The organism is Paenibacillus sp. FSL R7-0331 (assembly GCF_000758645.1).
Taxonomy (GTDB): Bacteria; Bacillota; Bacilli; order Paenibacillales; family Paenibacillaceae; genus Paenibacillus_AQ; species Paenibacillus_AQ camerounensis.
Window position 1 is genome coordinate 918,356 of sequence record NZ_CP009284.1, and the last position, 17,089, is coordinate 935,444.

The following is a 17,089-nucleotide window of genomic DNA, read 5'->3' on the forward strand; positions in this document are numbered from 1 at the left end:
ATATGTTATGGCGCGAATTTTATATTTATCGGGGTAAGTTTAAAGGTTAAACTAAGTATATACTTATACTATAAAGGAAGTGCGAGAAGTGATCAATAATAAACTGCCGAAAATATGGTACGGCGGCGATTACAATCCTGAGCAATGGGATGCTCCGGTATGGGCAGAGGATGAACGGATGTTCAAGCTTGCCGGAATCGATGTAGCCACCATTAACGTGTTTTCGTGGGCGATGATTCAGCCCTCTGAAGATACCTATGATTTCTCGGAGCTGGACGAGCTGATGGACCGTTTATATAACAATGGAACTTATGTCTGTCTCGCTACAGGAACAGGGGCTCATCCGGCGTGGATGGCGCACCGGTATCCGGAAGTGACCCGTGTTGATGTCCAGGGCCGCAAACGCAAATTCGGCGGGCGCCATAACTCCAATCCGAACAGCCAGGTATACCGTAAATATTCGGCCAGGCTGGCCGGTAAGCTGGCAGAGCGCTATAAGGACCATCCGGCACTGCTGATCTGGCATATCTCCAATGAGTACGGCGGCTACGACTATTCCGAAGAGTCTGCAGCGGCCTTCCGGGTCTGGCTGAAAGAGCGTTACGGCTCACTGGACGGGCTGAACAAAGCCTGGAATACCAAGTTCTGGGGCCATGTCTTCTATGACTGGGAAGAGATTGTGGTGCCGAATGAGCTGAGTGAGGAGTGGAACGGCAACCGGACTAATTTCCAGGGGATTTCTCTGGATTACCGCAGATTTATGTCTCACAGCCTGCTGGAATGCTACAAGCTGGAGAAGGAAGCAATCAGAGAGCACAGCACCAGCATTCCGGTGACGACTAACCTGATGGGCTTTTATCCGGAGCTGGATTATTTTGAGTGGGCCAAGCATATGGATGTGATCTCCTGGGACAACTATCCGGCCCTCGATACTCCGGTCAGCTATACGGCGATGACGCATGATCTGATGCGCGGGCTGAAGAACGGCCAGCCGTTCATGCTGATGGAGCAGACGCCGGCCCAGCAGAACTGGATGCCGTACAACTCAGTGAAACGCCCGGGTGTGATGCGGCTGTGGAGCTATCAGGCGGTAGCACGCGGTGCGGACACCGTGCTGTTCTTCCAGCTGCGCCGCTCCATCGGAGCATGCGAGAAGTATCACGGGGCCGTTATCGAGCATGTGGGCCATGAGCATACCCGTGTGTTCCGCGAATGTGCAGAGCTGGGCCATGAGCTTGAGCTGCTGGGCGATGAGCTGCTGGATGCCGTCAGCGCGGCACAAATCGGCATTCTTTATGACTGGGAAAACCGCTGGGCGCTAGACCTGTCGAGCGGGCCTACTGTAGCCCTTGATTATGTAAAAGAAGTGCATAAATATTACGACGCACTCTACCAGCAGAATATTGAAGCCGACATCATCGGTGTTGAGGAGAACCTGTCCAAATATAAAGTTGTAATTGCACCGGTAATGTACATGGTCAAGCCGGGCTTTGCCGCGAAGGTTGAAGCGTTCGTCCAAGCAGGCGGTACGTTCGTGACCACCTTCTTCAGCGGTATCGTCAACGAGAATGATCTGGTTACTGTGGGAGGTTATCCGGGAGAGCTGCGTAAGGTGCTTGGCATCTGGGCGGAAGAGATTGATGCGCTGCTGCCGGAGATGAGCAACGAAATCGTAATGGAGAGCGAGTGGGGGGCGCTGCGCGGTTCCTATTCATGCAATCTGCTCTGTGATCTGATCCATTCTGAGGGTGCAGAGGTGCTGGCACATTATGGCTCTGATTTCTATAAAGGTATGCCGGTGCTGACCGCTAACAGCTTCGGCGAAGGTAAAGCCTATTATGTGGCCTCCAGCCCGGAAGCCGGATTCCTGCATGGTTTCCTGGCCAATCTGGCCGAGGAGAACGGCATCGGGCCGCTGGTTAGCGCACCGGCAGGCGTCGAATCCGTTCAGCGGGTGAAGGATGGCATATCCTATCTGTTCCTGCTGAATCACAATGAAGGAGAATGTACTGCAGATATCGGCGGAACAGCGCGTACAGATCTGCTTACCGGTAAGAATTACAGCGGAACCGCTGTTGTCCCGGGCCGCGGTGTGCTGATTTTGTCCGATAAGCATTAGTGCGGTTTCAATAACAGACTTTGCATAGCGTTCATCCGTGACGCCTTCATAACAGAACGTCAGACTTCCTTATATGGAAGCCTGACGTTTTTTCGTATAAATCTGCTACTTGGTAAATGCACCGAAATCCGTAATGCTGAGATCAAATTTGATATTAATAGTGGAGCTGCTGAACGTCTCGTCCCAATGATCCTTGACTTTTCTCCAGGTCTTGGGTTGCTGGATGCTGAGCGCCTTCCCGAAACCGGCCACATCTGCCTTGTACTCCTTCTGAAGCTTAACTATTAGATGATCCATCATCTCCTTCAGCTTCTTTTCAAATACCTCGCTTGTTTTTTTTGCATATTCACCAGTGGAAGGTAAGCCGGAGCTGTTCCAGGTTTCAATCAGCCGGCCCTCCGTCTCAATAGATACGTTGAAGGTAATTTCGTCTCCGTCTACCAGGGCTTTGATTTTACTGTTCATTGCTTTCATTTCATAGGTCATCGGCTCGTTGTCCCAGTCATAGGCTTTGATTACACCAGAGGAGCCTTTTTTAGTCAGCCACGAGAGACATTCCGTGTCCTCCTGACTCAGATTGCCAACCCAGTGTCCCGTATCCCCCTTGATTACTGCTGCTCCGGCAAACTCAGTTTCACCATCTGCGGTAACCAGGTTCTGCAGTGCGAAGCTGCGCTTGGCGTGCATGAGAGCATCCATATCTGACAAAATGACCGGGCTCATCACCTTACTTGTCCTGATCTGATTACGGATCATCTGCCGGATATGGAAAGAGGGGACCTCATCATTGTTTGAGATCATCGTATCCTTTGCCCGGCCCTGGCTGATGAAAACCATGGTGCTTGGACGGATATCATTATCACGCAATACAAAATCCATCAGCTGATCGATAGTCTGCCGCTTTAGAAGGTCAGCTGAGACAACAATAACCTTAAGGTGATGGCCGACGATCGGGCGGTCATTGCGGATGGAGTACTGGCGGAAAATTTCAAGCACAGAATCCCCGGTACCGGAGAGATTATGATAGGGTGCAGACTGCTGGCTGCCTTTTTTTTCTTGGATACCTATAGTTTTCACCGGGACAATCTGGACCGTTGCCGTAATCTTGTTCTCTTTTGAGTAATGAACCCCTTTTTCGGCAAGCTCCTGTTCAGCCTTGGTTAGCTCCCCGATATCCAGGGCGAGGCCGGTGTACAGCGCAAGATCCTCAATCTCCTTGCTGCTCCAGCATCCGGTCTGGGTGGCGGCAAGCAGAGAAAGGCAAAGGATAAGCGGCAATAACCGCCTATACATGCTGCTTCAATCCTTTCTTGCGGATCAGCCAGATGATGGAGAGCAGCACCGGCAGCAGCACGAACAGCACGAGTCCCGATTTTCCGATAAAATCCCCCAGGCTGAATACATCACTAATGGATTTGGGGATCATTGCCGAGATGAAAATGACCGGAATCAGCATATAAATCACCGGATGTACCTTAAGCCGGAAGATTTGCGAAATGCCCAGCGAGGCCTGGAAAAAGAAGCTGCAGAAGTTGCAGAACATCTGCATCAGCCAGATGACCATCAGCGGAAACTCCATCCGTTCGAAGAGAAATCCTGTAATTTCAAAGCTGCGGATCAGGTCGATGGTCGGCCAGGTGCTCGTTACAACCGAATCAATGGATAAACCGCCAATGACCATCACTACAGTCAAAAAATACAGTCCTACCGGAATGCCGATGCCGATCAGCATTGTTTTTACTGCTTTTTCAGGCCTCTGCATAAAGGCCACGAGTGTCATGACAACCTCACATCCGCTGTAGACCAGTACCGTTGATTTCAGGCCATGAATGACAGGCAGAATGCCCTCTCCGAGGACAGGGCGAAGATTATTGATATCGAACAGCCGGAGGCTAAGCGCGTAGCAGATAATCAGAATCATGAGGCTGATTGGAAAAACAATCTGGAACACCCTGGCGATAGAGTTGATTCCGCCGTAAACGAGATAGGTCCCCGCCCAGATAAAGGGCAGGATAATGGCCCAGATTGGCGTTCCCTCCAGCAGAAAGAACAAGGTGACCTCTGCCAGCGAACGAATCTCAAAGCCGGCCAGAACCAGAAAGTAGAGAACCAGCGGCAGGCAGAGCAGTGCACCGGGAACCCGACCGACGATGCTTCCTGCATACTGGAAAATGGTTTTGCCCGGGAACTGCTGGCTGATCTTCACCATCAAGGTGACAACCGCCATCACGATAACACCGCCGAGCAGGACGGACAGCCAGGAATCAGGCGTCTTTACAGCTTCGCTTACTCCCCGCGGCAGGGTCAGAATCCCGGCCCCAAGCACGGTGTTATTAAGGAAGATTGCGGCTTGTGTAGCGGTGATTTTGTCATCTGTACGGGTAAACATGTTATGGCCTCCCTCCGTTAGTACAAGATTAGGATTTACGCCTGTTATTCTGTGTTTTCATCATAATGGGCCTGCGTTTCATAATGCTGAGCGGTGACCGTAAGAACAGGTCCTTCCAGTCTGACAGCCGGTACGGTGTCACTGGGGTAAGGTAGGGTACGCCGAAGCTTTTCAGCTTGGTGAGGTGGCTGCAGAGCAGCAGGAAAAACAAAATGGTCCCGAACATTCCCAGCAGCGCAGCAAAGCCCATCCCGACAAATCGGAGCATCCGCAGTGTAAGGCCGGCACTGTACATTGGAATAGAAAATGAAGAGATAGCAGTGACCGCAACGACAATAACCAGGAACGGGCTGACGATACCCGCATTTACAGCAGCATCGCCGATAATCAGACCGCCGACAATGCCCATGGCAGGTCCGACCGGCTTAGGCAGCCGGATTCCAGCCTCGCGCAGGATTTCAATGGAGATCTCCAGAATCAGCACCTCGATAATCGAGGGAAAGGGAACCCCCTGCCGTGTCTCAATAATGGACAGCGCCAGCTCTGTCGGAATCAGTCCGGGATGGAAGGAAATAAAAGAGATGTACAGGGCCGGAGCCATCAGCGCCATAAAGGAGGCGGCGAAGCGCAGCAGCCGGATCATGGAGCCAGGCAGCCAGCGCTCATAATAATCCTCCGGTGACTGGAGCAGCATGCTGAAGGTGACCGGGACGATTAGGGCGAAGGGTGTCCCGTCCAGCAGAATAGCAATCCGTCCCTCCAGCAGAGCGCTGATTACCCGGTCAGGACGTTCCGTATTCTGCACCTGCTGAAACGGGCTCAAATAATTATCTTCAATTAGCTGTTCAATATATCCCGATTCTGCCAGGAAATCGATATCCAGCTTGCTGATCCGTGTCTCTACCTCCTTAAGCAGCTCCGGGTTAACGATATCCTTCATATAAGCGATCACCAGATCCTTCCTGATTCGGGTTCCGGCCTTGTATGAGCTTATGACCATCTGATCAGTGAGACCCTGACGGCGCAAGATGGAGGTATTCTCGCTGAGCACCTCCGAGAACCCCAGTCTTGGCCCGCGCAGCAATGCTTCCGATACCGGCTCGCCAAGCGTACGGTCAATACTGTCAGGCGGTTCAATCAGCATGCCATTCGGCAGGCCTTCAACCAGCAATCCGGCATGACCGAACAGCACGGACTTATTGAACGATATCAAATCACTAACCTCGCTGAGCTGGCTGAAGGGCAGACCCGTCTCTATATTTCCGGGAGCTGTCAGCGGGTCCATTGCCGGTTCAGACATCAGGTACTGCATGATCTGCAGATTTAGCAGCCGGTCGTTCTGCATGCCATCCACGAAGATGAGCACGGCCTGCTTCTGCGGTCCGGCTAAAGTAAATTCCTTGAATTTAAGATCAGAGTTATTACCGATTGTATCCTTGATGTATTGTAGATCAGAGGCATAATCACCACTGAAGCATTGCGGAGCCGGTATCGGGCCGGTATCGGGAGCCGCATGCTGGTTCTTGTTCGGATCAGAATTTTTGGTTCCCGGCGACTCCACGGCTCTTCCGCTGCCCACCTTGGAATACAAGGCTTTGTAAAGGCCGTGACCCAGAAGCGGGAATAGCAGGGCGATGCCTGCCTGTCCAAATATAGCCCAGCCCGGGATATAGGATATGACGGTAGCAAGCAATGCGATCACCCGACTTTCATTGAAGTAGACAGCTGTGTATATGAAGTTTTCCAAAGTCTGCTTCAATTTAGTCATTTATGCTAAAAAATATGTTGAACCCGCAAACGGTTAACCTAAAAAGAGGACCAGCCCTGTTCATGGGCTGGTCCTCTTTCACAACATTGTACCAGGCTTACTTGCTTCCTGTTCCGGCCGCAGCTGAGCTGTCAGCGCCGTTACGGCTGTTCCCGCCATCCGGAGCACCGCCCCGGCCGCCACCGCCGAAGCCGCCGGTGCTGACTGTGATTTTTTCAGCAATGGCGGTGTCAGCCTGCAGGGTATATTGAATAATATCATCAGCCTTAAGATCTGCGAGACTTAGCACGGTTTCCTTCTGCTCTCCGTTTTCAAAGGTAACAGAGACGTACTGAGTATCCGCGGTGACCGTAAGACCGGTCGTCTCTTCCGAGAAGCTTTGCATCATGCCGCCCTGACGTCCGCCGCCCTGCTGGCCGGCTTCACCGCTTTGCCCGTCCCCTTCGGGCGGAGTGCCCTGCTGGCTGTCGGCCGGCTGTCCGCTTTCGCCACCCCCGGGTGGAGTTCCCTGTCCATCAGAAGGTGTACCTTGTCCGCCTTCGCCGCTATTCTCCGGACGGCCCTCCGGCATTTGCGAAGTATAGACGGTGATGGTGCTGCCGCTGATGCTTTTGATTTTGCCGATATTCATCCCGGCTCTGTTCATGCCGCCCGGCCCCTGCCCGCCTTCTGAGCTGCTGCCCTGAGTCTGGGTGCTTTGGCTGTCTGCAGCTGCGGGTGCTGCGGTATCGTTACCGGAGCTGCAGCCCGCAAGCAGAACTGCGGCAATAAGAGCGCCCGCCAGCATATAAGAGACATGCTTTTTCATATTCAATTCTCCTTTTATTGTAAGGTTCAAGTGATTTCCGAGGTTACTATAGCAGATGTTTCTGAAAGCTGGCTTAAAGTCGCTGTATGGTAATCTGCACGGGAACCAGAGAAGCGAATGTTATATAATTAAGGGAAGAATATGAAGAATGAGATGAGTACTTTTGGGGAAAAGAGGAGCACATGACAACTTTACTGGTAACAGGCTACCGTGCACATGAGCTCGGGATATTTGACAATAAGCATCAGGGGATTCCTTATATCAAAAAAGCGCTGGAAAGCAGGCTGATTCCGTTAATTGAGGATGGGGTGGACTGGGTGATTACACCCGGTCAATACGGAGTGGATCTCTGGGCCTGCGAGGTTGTGCTGGAGCTGAAACGGGAATATCCGCAGCTGAAGCTGGGGATTATTACGGCCCATGCCAATCCGGAAGAAAAGTGGAAGGAGGATAAGCAGAACGAGTACCGGCGGATCGTGGCAGGAGCTGATTATTACGGGGCAGTCAGTAATGCGCCGTATGACGGGAGCTGGCAGTTCCGGGCCAGGGATGATCTGCTGTTCCGCAAAAGCGATGCCATTCTCCTGTTCTATGACGAGGAAGCAGCTGAAGGCAGCTCGAAATTTGTGAAGGAACGGGCATTGAAGCTGCATGCAGAGAGTGACTACGGATTCCATCTGATGCTGGCGGAAGAAATTCAGAATATTGCCGACGAGGAAAGCCGGAGCGATTATGAATAGTGCCTTTTAGCCGGAAAAAGAGAGGAAAGGTCGAGTATGGAAGCCATGGAGATGCAGGAGGATATTTGTTATGTCATATTGCTCAGTCCCACGGAGCACGACCGCAGGGATATGGAGATTATCCGTGCGCATGTAAGGCATCTGCAGGAGCTGGAGCATAGCGGACAGCTGGTGCTGTGCGGCCCGTTCAGTGATTCTCCGGGAGGAATGGTTATTATCCGGGCGGCCTCCCGAGAAGAAGCCGTCCGGATTGCTGAACGTGATCCTTATGTCACTTCCGGCATCCGCAGCTATGAGCTGCGTACCTGGGGGCTGTCACACGCAGGCAACAGGCACATGGGCATAGCAGCGGAGTAAGCAGACCGGTTAAGCACTGTTAAACGAAGCTGTCCAGTGAAGGCGGCTTACGTACTTTATAATGCAGCTCGTACGCATAAGCCAGCTTGATCAGCAGCGGCTCCTGATAGGCCTGAGCCGAGAAGGTCACTCCGAACGGGGCTCCGGCCGAGGTGTAGCCGGATGGGACAACAATTGACGGATAACCCGATCTTGAAGTAATTCTGGCACCAAAATCAGCCGGGAACAGCAGCGCATCCAGATCGTATTCTTTCATGGTAGCGTCAATTCCCAGCTCCTTACAGAGCCGGAGATCGGTGGCACGGTCCCGCAGGTAATTCGGTTCAGTTAACGTACCGGATGAGGTATATTCAGCATCGATCAGGGTCGATTGCCCATAGCGCAGCGTCTCCTGCGGATGGGCATGGTTGAAGTCGATAATATCCTTCAGCGTCCGCATCTTCGCGCCAGGTCCGAGCCTGGCGAGATAGGCATTTAGAGAGGTTTTGAATTCATTCAGTACAACAGAGGAATATTTAATCTCACGTGCGGTGCGGATGTCTGCCGGATCAATGATCACAGCCCCCAGCTCACGCATCTTCTCAACAGAAGCATTGAACAGTGCAAGCTGCTCCTCTGTGAGCTCTTCGAAATAATAATCGCGCGGAATTCCAATCCGTGCCCCCTTAAGGCCGTCCGGGTCTAGAAAAACGGCATAGTCCTCGTGGATTCTGCCGGTGTTAGTGCCCATCGCAGCATCACTGTCATCCTGCCCAAGCATGGCGTTCAGCAGCAGTACTGCATCACGTACGGTTCTGCCCATCGGGCCGGCAGTGTCCTGGGTGTTCGACAGCGGCAGAATGCCGCAGCGGCTGAGCAGGCCGACAGTCGGCTTGATGCCTACGATCGAGCCGAGATTACCGGGATTAAGAATGGACCCGGACGTTTCTGTGCCCACCGACACTGTGCAGAAATTGCAGGCAACGGCTACCGCGGAGCCGGCGCTGGAGCCGCCGGTCGGCGTTGAGATATTGTAGGGATTCAGCACCTGTCCGCCGCGTGAGCTATAGCCGGAGGGCATACCGTTCGTCATAAAATTGGCGAACTCCGTCATATTCGCTTTGCCCAATATAATGGCCCCGGCCTCACGCAGCTTCTTTACAATAAAGGCATCCTCCCCGGCAAAGGAATCCGCCAGCGCCAGCGATCCTGCGCTGGTATGCATTTTGTCCCCTGTATTGATATTGTCCTTAAGCAGGACCGGAATTCCGTGCATCGGCCCGCGCGGGCCCAGCAGCTCACGTTCCCTGTCCAAGGCTTCGGCGATGAACAGCGCATCTGGATTGATCTCCAGTACTGAGTTAATGGTCAGGCCATTTTTGTCATGCTCGGCAATGCGCTCGTAATACAGGAGAACCAGCTGTCTGGAAGTAATGTCACCGGCGGCAAGTGCCGCCCCAATCTCCGGAATAGTAGCCTCTACAATGTCAAAGCTCATGCGGGTCCACGCTTCTTTCTCTCTTTGGAATGGCCTTCTCCTTCATCTAACCATAGTTTGCAGCAGGTTAATAGAGTGGTGTCAGGAATTTTTTTAAGGACAGTCCAAATGGCCGCTGCCCTATAAATGGTGTATAATTCCATATAAAGTTTGGCTAAGCATACGGGAGGACGGTATTTTGAATAAATGGGGAAAAGGCGTAATGGCCGTGCTTGTTGCATTAAGCCTTGCAGGCTGTTCGAATGATGGAGCATCCAGGGGACAACCGGCGGTAGAAGAGGGTCTTCCAACCGCAGAAGAGCTGATAGACAGAGTCGCTGAAGCGGGCCGCGGGCTGAACAGCTATGTGCAGGAGTCGCAGTCCCGGATTGCATCCGGGATTCCGGCGGGCGGAGGGGATGCTGACTTCATCTCGGATACAACGATGACGACGGAGTATATTTTGGACCCGCTGCAGATGCACCAGACGGCTACCATGATAATCGGAGATAAGGAGCCTGCGGAGACGGAGGCGTATTTTAAAGAGGACAGCTATTCTATGTTACTGGAAGGCCTGTGGCGGAAGATGCCGGACTCCTTTCTGGAGGATTTGAAGCTTACGGTGCAGGTGCAGTCAAGTCCCGTGCGGCGGATGGAGATGCTCAAGACAATCTTGCCTTACGTGAACGTATCGGAAGCGGGGGAGGAGTATGTCCTGAAGGTACAGCTGTCCGGTGAGGAGACGAAGGAGCTGGAGCGTTATTATAAGCTTCAGTACAGCAGTGAGGAAGTGGCTGCACAGATGCTTGAACTGGTCAAAAGCATGAGTATGGAGTACCGCGTGAGTAAGGAGACCTACTGGCCTACCGGAACTAGTGAGGAACTGGTGACCGAAGAGATGCTGAACGGGGACGGCGCATACCGGGAAGTGAAGCAGAAGGCCACCATAAGCCAGTATAACAGCGTTAAGGAAATAGTAGTTCCCGAGGAAGCGCTGCAGGCGGCAGAGTAGATGGCGGGGCTGTCTAGGCTGAGGGGATAACGGTAAAAGTACCGTTGAATGAGTGGAATCGGGCCGCGCAGCCGAAATGAACGGTAAAAATACCGTTGAATGAGTGGAATCGGGCCGCGCAGTCGAAATGAACGGTAAAAATACCGTTGAATGAGTGGAATTGGGCCGCACAGCCGAAATGAACGGTAAAAGTACCGTTGAATGAGTGGAATCGGGCCGCGCAGCCGAAATGAACGGTAAAAATACCGTTGAATGAGTGGAATCAGGCCGTGCAGCCGAAATGAACGGTAAAAATACCGTTGAATGAGTGGAATCGGGCCGCGCAGCCGAAATGAACGGTAAAAGTACCGTTGAATGAGTGGAATTGGGCCGTGCAGCCGAAATGAACGGTACAAATACCGTTGATTGTAATTAAACCGGCCTGCCCCGCATGGCCGAATCAAAAAACCTGTACCTGCAGCATCTGCTGCAGATACAGGTTTTTTGGTGTGTGACTTGGAGGTTTAGTTCCCGGCCGTCCGGAAGCCTTCCTCTGCCAGATACTCCTCAGCTTCTTCAATGGTTTCAAAAGCCATTTCGAGCTGCAGACCGGCGTAGAGATACCACAGGTCCTCTTCGAATCTCAGGCTCAGTGTGTTGCCGTCGGCATTTGTCCAAATAGTCTCTTCACCTGCCGCTGCCGCTGCTTTTTTCTTGCGTTTGCTAGGGGCAGGAGCATCCGGGATGTACATTGACAAAGAGGAGATGGAAGCTGCGATCAGCTCACGCAGATCAGCCTCAGAATAGTCGCGGATATTGACCAGGCCTTTGTTGTCCGTTTCATAGCCGCGCAGCAGCCCGGCATAGACAAAGCCGTTGCCGTTCGGATGCAGATGGGAAGCGACGGTCTTTTTATCATGCCGGCTTTCCTCAAAGTGGTAGTTCACCCGTCCGAGCGAGACATCTCTGCGCTCAAGCTCAGGGTAGGAATCAAAGATCGCTAATTTTTGTTCAAAAGTAAGCATATACAGCCTCCGGTTCACGGTTCATCTAAATTTACAGCTTGCGCAAGTGATTATACCATGCGCACAGGCTGCGGCACTACTGCTTTGCCTGTGTGGTACCACTGCCCGCGAATATGGCGCTGAGCTGCCTGTTACACTCCTGCTTCCGCGCTGCTCCGGCGCACTATGGCTGAAGCGGCAGAGTCAATACAAAGGTACAGCCTTCAGCCGGAGGCTCCCCGAGCACCAGGCTTCCGCCCATGGCCTCAGCCAGCAGGCGGCTGAAGGTCAGGCCGAGCCCGAGGCCGCGCAGCTGGCTCTGCTTGCTGCTGCTGCGGAAGAAGGCCTCGAAGACCCTATCCCGGATATCCGGGGCGATGCCCGGACCATCATCAGCGATGCAAAGCTCCGCGTAATCCTGCGAGATTGCAGTAAGCCGCACCGTCAGCTGCAGCGGCTGTCCAGGCGGCGCGGCCTGGACGCTGTTGTTCAGCAGATTAACGATAATCTGCTGGATACGCAGCGGGTCGCCCCGCACAAAGAGCGGCTTGTCCGGCAGCTCAAGCACAGGCTCCTTAACCTCTTCAGCCTGTGTCAGCCCCCATTGGTAGACGATTTCTGACAGTAGCGGAACTGCATCTATCCGGTCATGGCGGACGGCAACAATACCTGCGGTTAAGGCATTGTAATCAAGCAGATCAGCGACCATACGCTGCAGCCTACCCGCTTCCTGCAGGGCGATATCCAGGAACTCATCCGCCTCGTCTCCCTCAACAACACCCTCCCGGACGGCGTGGACCAGTCCCTTAATAGAAGTGACCGGCGTCTTCAGCTCATGGGATACCCCGGCCAGCATAACGGCCCGGGACTGCTCGAACTGCTGCAGCTTGCCGGACATCTCCTGGAAGGAGACAAGCAGCTCATGGATTTCCCGCTCTTTAGCCCCGGTATCCAGAATGATGTTATATTCACCGTTGCTGATCTGCGAAGCGGCGGCGGCTACCCGCTGAATAGGCTTAGCCAGCTTGCCGGATAACAGGTAGATGGTCAGCCAGCTGAGAATAATCAGGAACAGGATGATAATGGAGAAGAAAAGAATCTCCTCCTGCGGGATATGCCGCAGCGAACGTTTTGATTGAAGCACAATTACCTGTCCAAGGGTTTCGCTGCCCTCCTGAATCTGGGCAACTGCGGCCTTAAATTCCGGACTGCGGGCATCGGTCAAGGTGTCGTTAAGCTTATAATGCATCTCTTCCTGGGTCAGGGGCGGATCAGAGAACAGCAGCTTGCCCGCCGGGTCCGTAACAATAACACACATTTCCAGAGATACCTTAAAGAACCGCTTCCGGTCTTCCACAAGCTTAGCCAGCGTCGGGCTGATCTGCATCGTCCCGTCACTGGTTAAGCTGCGGTCGGCAATTTCCTGGGCCAGCAGGCCGGTGGTCTGCATCCGGTTGTTCATTGCCTCCTGCTGAATCCACCAGAAGGTCAGCAGCGCTGTCAGCAGCAGCCCGGTGCTGATAATAATAATGTAGCGGAGCGTCCAGTAGGTCAGGATGGAGGTGCGTCTCCGCGTTTTTTTTATTCGGTCCATAGCTGATACCCCGTTCCGCGCAGTGTACGGATCTCCCCTTCTGAGACAGGCCAGTGGGAAAGAGCCTGCCTCAGCCGCTTAATCGACAGGTCGACAGCACGGTCGCTGCCGTCATAGTCCATCTCCCACACCTGCTCAATCAGCTGGTCTCTTGTGCAAATCTGATTCGGCCGTTCGGCCAGGAACAGCAGAACAGACATATCGCGCGGACTCAGATTGACCTCTGCGCCGTTGAGAAAGATGCTGCGTGCGCTGAAGTCAACAAACAGGCTGCCGAAATGGCGTTTGCCGCTTCCGTCAGACCACTGGGAGGGCCGGCGCAGCACTGCATTGACACGGGCGACAACCTCCTCGGGAATGAACGGCTTCGACATATAATCATCAGCGCCGCCGTCGAGCCCGGCCAGCCGGTCCTTGATGCCGTCTCTGGCGGTCAGCATAATGACCGGGCAGCTGCTGATTTTACGGATCTGGTCCAGCAGCTCAAAGCCGTCCATCTCCGGCAGCATGATGTCGAGCAATATAAGGGAAGGGGGCGAAACCCCGAATACTTCCAGTGCAGTCCGACCGTCGGCGGCACGGGTGACGTGGTAGCCCGCTTTTTTCAGATAGGCGCTGAGCACACGGGCAATGGCTTCCTCATCTTCAACAATCAGAATGGATTTCAAGTCATAGCCCTCCTTTTGCGGACTGAAAAATCCGGAATTACTTAAAATCACGATCATTTTACCACATTCCACCGCAGGGTGCTTCGACTTATTCCCGACATATTGCTTTGCTAGAATGGGTTCAAGCCGGACAAGGCATAGAGAAAATACATGGATGGAGGCATTAACAATGAAGAAAAAAACATGGATATGGGCAGCCGCAGGTGTCGTTGCCGCAGGAGCCATCGCAGCCTTTGTACTTTTGAACAACAGCTTGGGCAATAACGTGGAGATCGAGTCGGTTATTCCTGCACAGGATCAGACATCAGCTAACTCGGGTACAGCTGCTGCAAATACGCCGGAGACGGCAGCCGCTGCGGTTACTGCAGAGCAATTGAACGGTGCATGGAGCGTGGCCGACACATCAAAAGTATACTGGTCGGTTACAACCTCCCAGGAAACAGTCAATTTCGTTAATCCGTCAGTTACAGGTACTTGGAATGTTAATCTGGATGATGCGGCGGCAATGACCGGGGAAGGCTCTATTGAGATGAGTGCGCTGGATTCCGGCAACGGACAACGGGATGAGCATGTAAAAGCTGCTGATTATCTGGATGCGGCCCAATTCCCGCAATCGACCTTCACCGTAAGCTCCTTCTCCGAGCTGCCGGCAGAATGGACTGAAGGTACAGCAGTGCCTGTTCAGATGGAGGGTACGCTAACCGTTAAGGGAATTGACAAGGACGTTATTTTTGATTCGCAGGTGGTATACAGCGGAGGACAGCTTATGCTGTCAGGAACCACAACGGTCACCTTTGCCGACTTCGGCCTGGCTAGCCCTCACAACATCGTAATGGAAACGGAGAATGACCTTGAGGTGCGTCTGGAGCTTGTGCTCAATAAGTAACGTTTAATATAAATGGATTATTGTATAAAATAGTGCATGACAAACAAGCTCGTTCCGAAGTGGAACGGGCTTGTTTGTGTCTGATTCTCTTCATCCCAGCAGACAGCTGAGTATCTGCTGGACACAGTTAATCATGTTAACCGTTTCAGTTAATCCGCCTGTTCCTGATCCGTTCCAGCTCCGTCTGCTGCTGCCCCGTCCGCCGTGCTCTCGGGCTGCTTAAGGCTTTTCTTCGGAATGCCGTCCAGGCCATACTCCCAGTCATAGGCGTCAAAAATCTTGCGCGCCACCGGAGCGGCACTGTTGGAGCCGAAGCCGCCCTCCGGGATGACCACAGCGACTGCCAGTTTGGGATTGTCGCGCGGGGCAAAGGCGATGAATACACCGTTGTCGGCCAGATGGCTGCCTTTATTCTCAAAATACTGCTGCTGGGACGTACCGGTCTTGCGGGCAAAATCATAAGGGAAATCCTCAAATGCGCTTACGGATGTATTCATCCCCTTGATGACCTCGCGCCAGTAGGCCTTATCAAATTTTACCTCGTTAAGGACCTCCCTGCCGAAGGCTTTGACCGTATTGCCGGCCTGATCGGTTATTTTACTGACAAGCTGCGGTTTAATCCGTACGCCCTGGTTAGCCAGAGTAGAGGTATACTGGGCGAGCTGGAGTGCTGTGTACTGGCCCTGCTGTCCGAATGATGCATAGACCAGTGCAGACTGCGCACTTCCGCTTTCCATTTCTTTAATATAATTGATCAGCCCCTTATGCTCCCCTGGAAGTCCGCTGCCCGGCCGCTCCCCAAGCCCGAACTCTCTCATATAATTATCCCAGATATTAACACCTTCGGAGCCGTATTTCGCGTAGAGCTTTTTACCAATCTCATCAATCATAAAGACATTGGAGGATTTCTCAATAGCTATTGCCGGAGATTTGAAATAACCGTATGCATGGCCTCCAGAATTGCGGACAGTAGTCTCATACCCGGCCCGGCCAAATGTGGTGCTGCCTTTGTCGGTGTAAGAGGTACTGGTGGTAATAAAGCCTTCGTTCAATCCGATTAATACCGTCAGCGGCTTGATTACGGAACCGAGAAATACGGTCGAGCTAAAATTATGCCCGGATCGTCCGGAGGATATAGGGGTTATCGCACCATTCTGGTAATTCAGCTGTATTTTGTTATACACATCGGTAGGAAGTGTGCCTGAAGTCCATATATTTGTATCATAGTCCTCCATGCTTGCCATCGCGACGACATTACCTGTGTCTACTTCCATGGCCACCGCGTAGCCGGTTAAGGCATCCTTATGAACCTTCCCCTGTACCGGATTGCTGTGGACCCATTTGATCTGATCCAGGATGGCCTGCTCGGTTTTCATCTGAATGGTTTTGTCGATGGTGGTCCACAGATTATTGCCTTTGACAGGAGGTACCGTCTCCACGATGCCCTCGGCCATATTCTTGGCATTAACAGCTACGCTCAAGTAGCCGTTGCGTCCCCGCAGCTCGCGCTGGTACTGCAGCTCAAGACCGTCGAACCCTACAAATTCATCGTCCCGGTAGGCCAGGCCCGGATCTGCGTCGTTTCTCATAGCGGCCTGAATATTCAGATACATATCGAAGCTTTCCTTTGATTTTTTGAAGGGCTTGATATATCCGACCGTCTGTACGGCTACAGTGTCCGGATCATAATGGCGTTCATCCTCTTCGCTGACCGTTAGAGTCGGATACTTGTTCTTGTTTTCCATGAAATAGGCGATTTCCTCATTGCTTAGACCCCGTTTGACCGGACGCGGCATGAAACCGGAATATACCTTGGAATCCAGATCCATCGCTTTGAGAATAGCTTCCTTGGTCAGGGCTTCCCCTTCGGGCAGCGTAGTCCCGTATTTGACAAAGTCGGCAGCCAGATCAGCAGCAAGCTGGTCGGCCTTGGCAGCAGCCTCAGGAGCCCGGCTGGTAATCCGGGTCTCTTTGTCCGTTACGGTCTGGGTAAATTCACTTGTCAGGGAAAAATACAGCGTTTGCACCGAGGTTGAATAGGCCAGCTTTTCCCCGCCTTTTGCGAAAATGGTTCCGCGGATGGAGGCCAGGGGTACATTCTTGGTATCCCGGCTGGCTTCGGCCTCAGTGAGTGTGGAGCCCTCCACAAATTGAATAATGGCAAGACGGATAATAATGATGCAGAATATAATAAACGTGCTGAAGAAAAAGATATTGATGCGCAGACTGAGTGACTGGTTAGGTTTCGGATCGTCTTCCATAGCGTTTGGCCTGAAAATATCTTTCACTGCTAGCCTCCCTGCAGAACC

The 17,089-nt window shown here is 52.8% G+C and carries 14 protein-coding genes; 5 read left to right on the forward strand and 9 right to left on the reverse strand.

The window, feature by feature from the left end; genetic code table 11:
• Positions 1-88 precede the first annotated feature (88 nt).
• Positions 89-2,119 (forward strand): beta-galactosidase, encoded by a 2,031-nt coding sequence (locus R70331_RS03965; RefSeq protein ID WP_042173043.1) that lies wholly within the window; start codon positions 89-91, stop codon positions 2,117-2,119.
• Between the two features lie 105 nt (positions 2,120-2,224).
• Here R70331_RS03965 and R70331_RS03970 read toward each other — a convergent pair whose 3' ends face one another.
• From R70331_RS03970 to R70331_RS03985, 4 genes are all read right to left on the reverse strand, one after another.
• On the reverse strand, positions 2,225-3,412 hold the full coding sequence (locus tag R70331_RS03970; RefSeq protein WP_042173045.1) for a Ger(x)C family spore germination protein: 1,188 nt from the start codon (positions 3,410-3,412) through the stop codon (positions 2,225-2,227).
• On the reverse strand, positions 3,405-4,508 hold the full coding sequence (locus R70331_RS03975; protein WP_042173047.1) for a GerAB/ArcD/ProY family transporter: 1,104 nt from the start codon (positions 4,506-4,508) through the stop codon (positions 3,405-3,407). The genes R70331_RS03970 and R70331_RS03975 overlap by 8 nt, the downstream gene beginning before the upstream one ends.
• Positions 4,509-4,536: 28 nt before the next feature.
• A complete protein-coding gene (locus tag R70331_RS03980; RefSeq protein WP_042182111.1) occupies positions 4,537-6,201 on the reverse strand; it encodes a spore germination protein in 1,665 nt (554 codons plus the stop codon).
• A gap of 172 nt (positions 6,202-6,373) precedes the next feature.
• A complete protein-coding gene (locus R70331_RS03985) occupies positions 6,374-7,084 on the reverse strand; it encodes a hypothetical protein (protein ID WP_042173049.1) in 711 nt (236 codons plus the stop codon).
• 182 nt (positions 7,085-7,266) lie between these two features.
• Here R70331_RS03985 and R70331_RS03990 point away from each other — a divergent pair, with 182 nt between their 5' ends.
• The gene (locus R70331_RS03990) at positions 7,267-7,824 is read left to right on the forward strand and encodes an SLOG family protein (protein WP_042173051.1); all 558 of its coding nucleotides are present in this window, start codon (positions 7,267-7,269) and stop codon (positions 7,822-7,824) included.
• 36 nt (positions 7,825-7,860) lie between these two features.
• Positions 7,861-8,181, forward strand: coding sequence for a YciI family protein (locus R70331_RS03995; RefSeq protein ID WP_052418902.1), 321 nt, complete (start codon positions 7,861-7,863; stop codon positions 8,179-8,181).
• Between the two features lie 19 nt (positions 8,182-8,200).
• Here the strand turns inward: R70331_RS03995 and R70331_RS04000 are convergent, their stop codons facing one another.
• Positions 8,201-9,658 (reverse strand): amidase family protein, encoded by a 1,458-nt coding sequence (locus tag R70331_RS04000; protein WP_042173053.1) that lies wholly within the window; start codon positions 9,656-9,658, stop codon positions 8,201-8,203.
• Between the two features lie 178 nt (positions 9,659-9,836).
• Here R70331_RS04000 and R70331_RS04005 point away from each other — a divergent pair, with 178 nt between their 5' ends.
• Positions 9,837-10,649 carry a DUF6612 family protein gene (locus tag R70331_RS04005; protein WP_042173056.1) on the forward strand — a complete coding sequence of 271 codons (813 nt, stop codon included), beginning with the start codon at positions 9,837-9,839 and terminating at the stop codon, positions 10,647-10,649.
• A gap of 503 nt (positions 10,650-11,152) precedes the next feature.
• Here the strand turns inward: R70331_RS04005 and R70331_RS04010 are convergent.
• From R70331_RS04010 to R70331_RS04020, 3 genes are all read right to left on the reverse strand, one after another.
• Positions 11,153-11,653 carry a hypothetical protein gene (locus R70331_RS04010; protein ID WP_042173058.1) on the reverse strand — a complete coding sequence of 167 codons (501 nt, stop codon included), beginning with the start codon at positions 11,651-11,653 and terminating at the stop codon, positions 11,153-11,155.
• Between the two features lie 163 nt (positions 11,654-11,816).
• Complete coding sequence (locus tag R70331_RS04015) at positions 11,817-13,226, reverse strand: HAMP domain-containing sensor histidine kinase (protein WP_042173059.1); 1,410 nt, start codon at positions 13,224-13,226, stop codon at positions 11,817-11,819.
• Entirely contained in the window at positions 13,214-13,894 is a 681-nt protein-coding gene (locus R70331_RS04020; protein ID WP_042173061.1) for a response regulator transcription factor, read from the reverse strand. Before R70331_RS04020 ends, R70331_RS04015 begins: the two co-directional genes overlap by 13 nt.
• A gap of 169 nt (positions 13,895-14,063) precedes the next feature.
• On the opposite strand from R70331_RS04020, the gene R70331_RS04025 reads away from it, so the two are divergent.
• On the forward strand, positions 14,064-14,780 hold the full coding sequence (locus R70331_RS04025; RefSeq protein ID WP_042173063.1) for a YceI family protein: 717 nt from the start codon (positions 14,064-14,066) through the stop codon (positions 14,778-14,780).
• A gap of 149 nt (positions 14,781-14,929) precedes the next feature.
• Here R70331_RS04025 and R70331_RS04030 read toward each other — a convergent pair whose 3' ends face one another.
• Positions 14,930-17,068, reverse strand: a complete 2,139-nt coding sequence (locus R70331_RS04030) for a peptidoglycan D,D-transpeptidase FtsI family protein (protein ID WP_331281498.1) — start codon at positions 17,066-17,068, stop codon at positions 14,930-14,932.
• Positions 17,069-17,089: the final 21 nt, after the last annotated feature.

Bases quoted from the DNA above. Each gene is read 5' to 3' on its own strand.
- R70331_RS03970 (WP_042173045.1), bottom strand. From the start codon at position 3,412: ATGTATAGGCGGTTATTGCCGCTTATCCTTTGCCTTTCTCTGCTTGCC.
- R70331_RS03985 (WP_042173049.1), bottom strand. From the start codon at position 7,084: ATGAAAAAGCATGTCTCTTATATGCTGGCGGGCGCTCTTATTGCCGCA.
- R70331_RS03995 (WP_052418902.1), top strand. From the start codon at position 7,861: ATGGAAGCCATGGAGATGCAGGAGGATATTTGTTATGTCATATTGCTC.
- R70331_RS03990 (WP_042173051.1), top strand. From the start codon at position 7,267: ATGACAACTTTACTGGTAACAGGCTACCGTGCACATGAGCTCGGGATA.
- R70331_RS04000 (WP_042173053.1), bottom strand. From the start codon at position 9,658: ATGAGCTTTGACATTGTAGAGGCTACTATTCCGGAGATTGGGGCGGCA.
- R70331_RS04025 (WP_042173063.1), top strand. From the start codon at position 14,064: ATGAAGAAAAAAACATGGATATGGGCAGCCGCAGGTGTCGTTGCCGCA.
- R70331_RS03975 (WP_042173047.1), bottom strand. From the start codon at position 4,508: ATGTTTACCCGTACAGATGACAAAATCACCGCTACACAAGCCGCAATC.
- R70331_RS04010 (WP_042173058.1), bottom strand. From the start codon at position 11,653: ATGCTTACTTTTGAACAAAAATTAGCGATCTTTGATTCCTACCCTGAG.
- R70331_RS04015 (WP_042173059.1), bottom strand. From the start codon at position 13,226: ATGGACCGAATAAAAAAAACGCGGAGACGCACCTCCATCCTGACCTAC.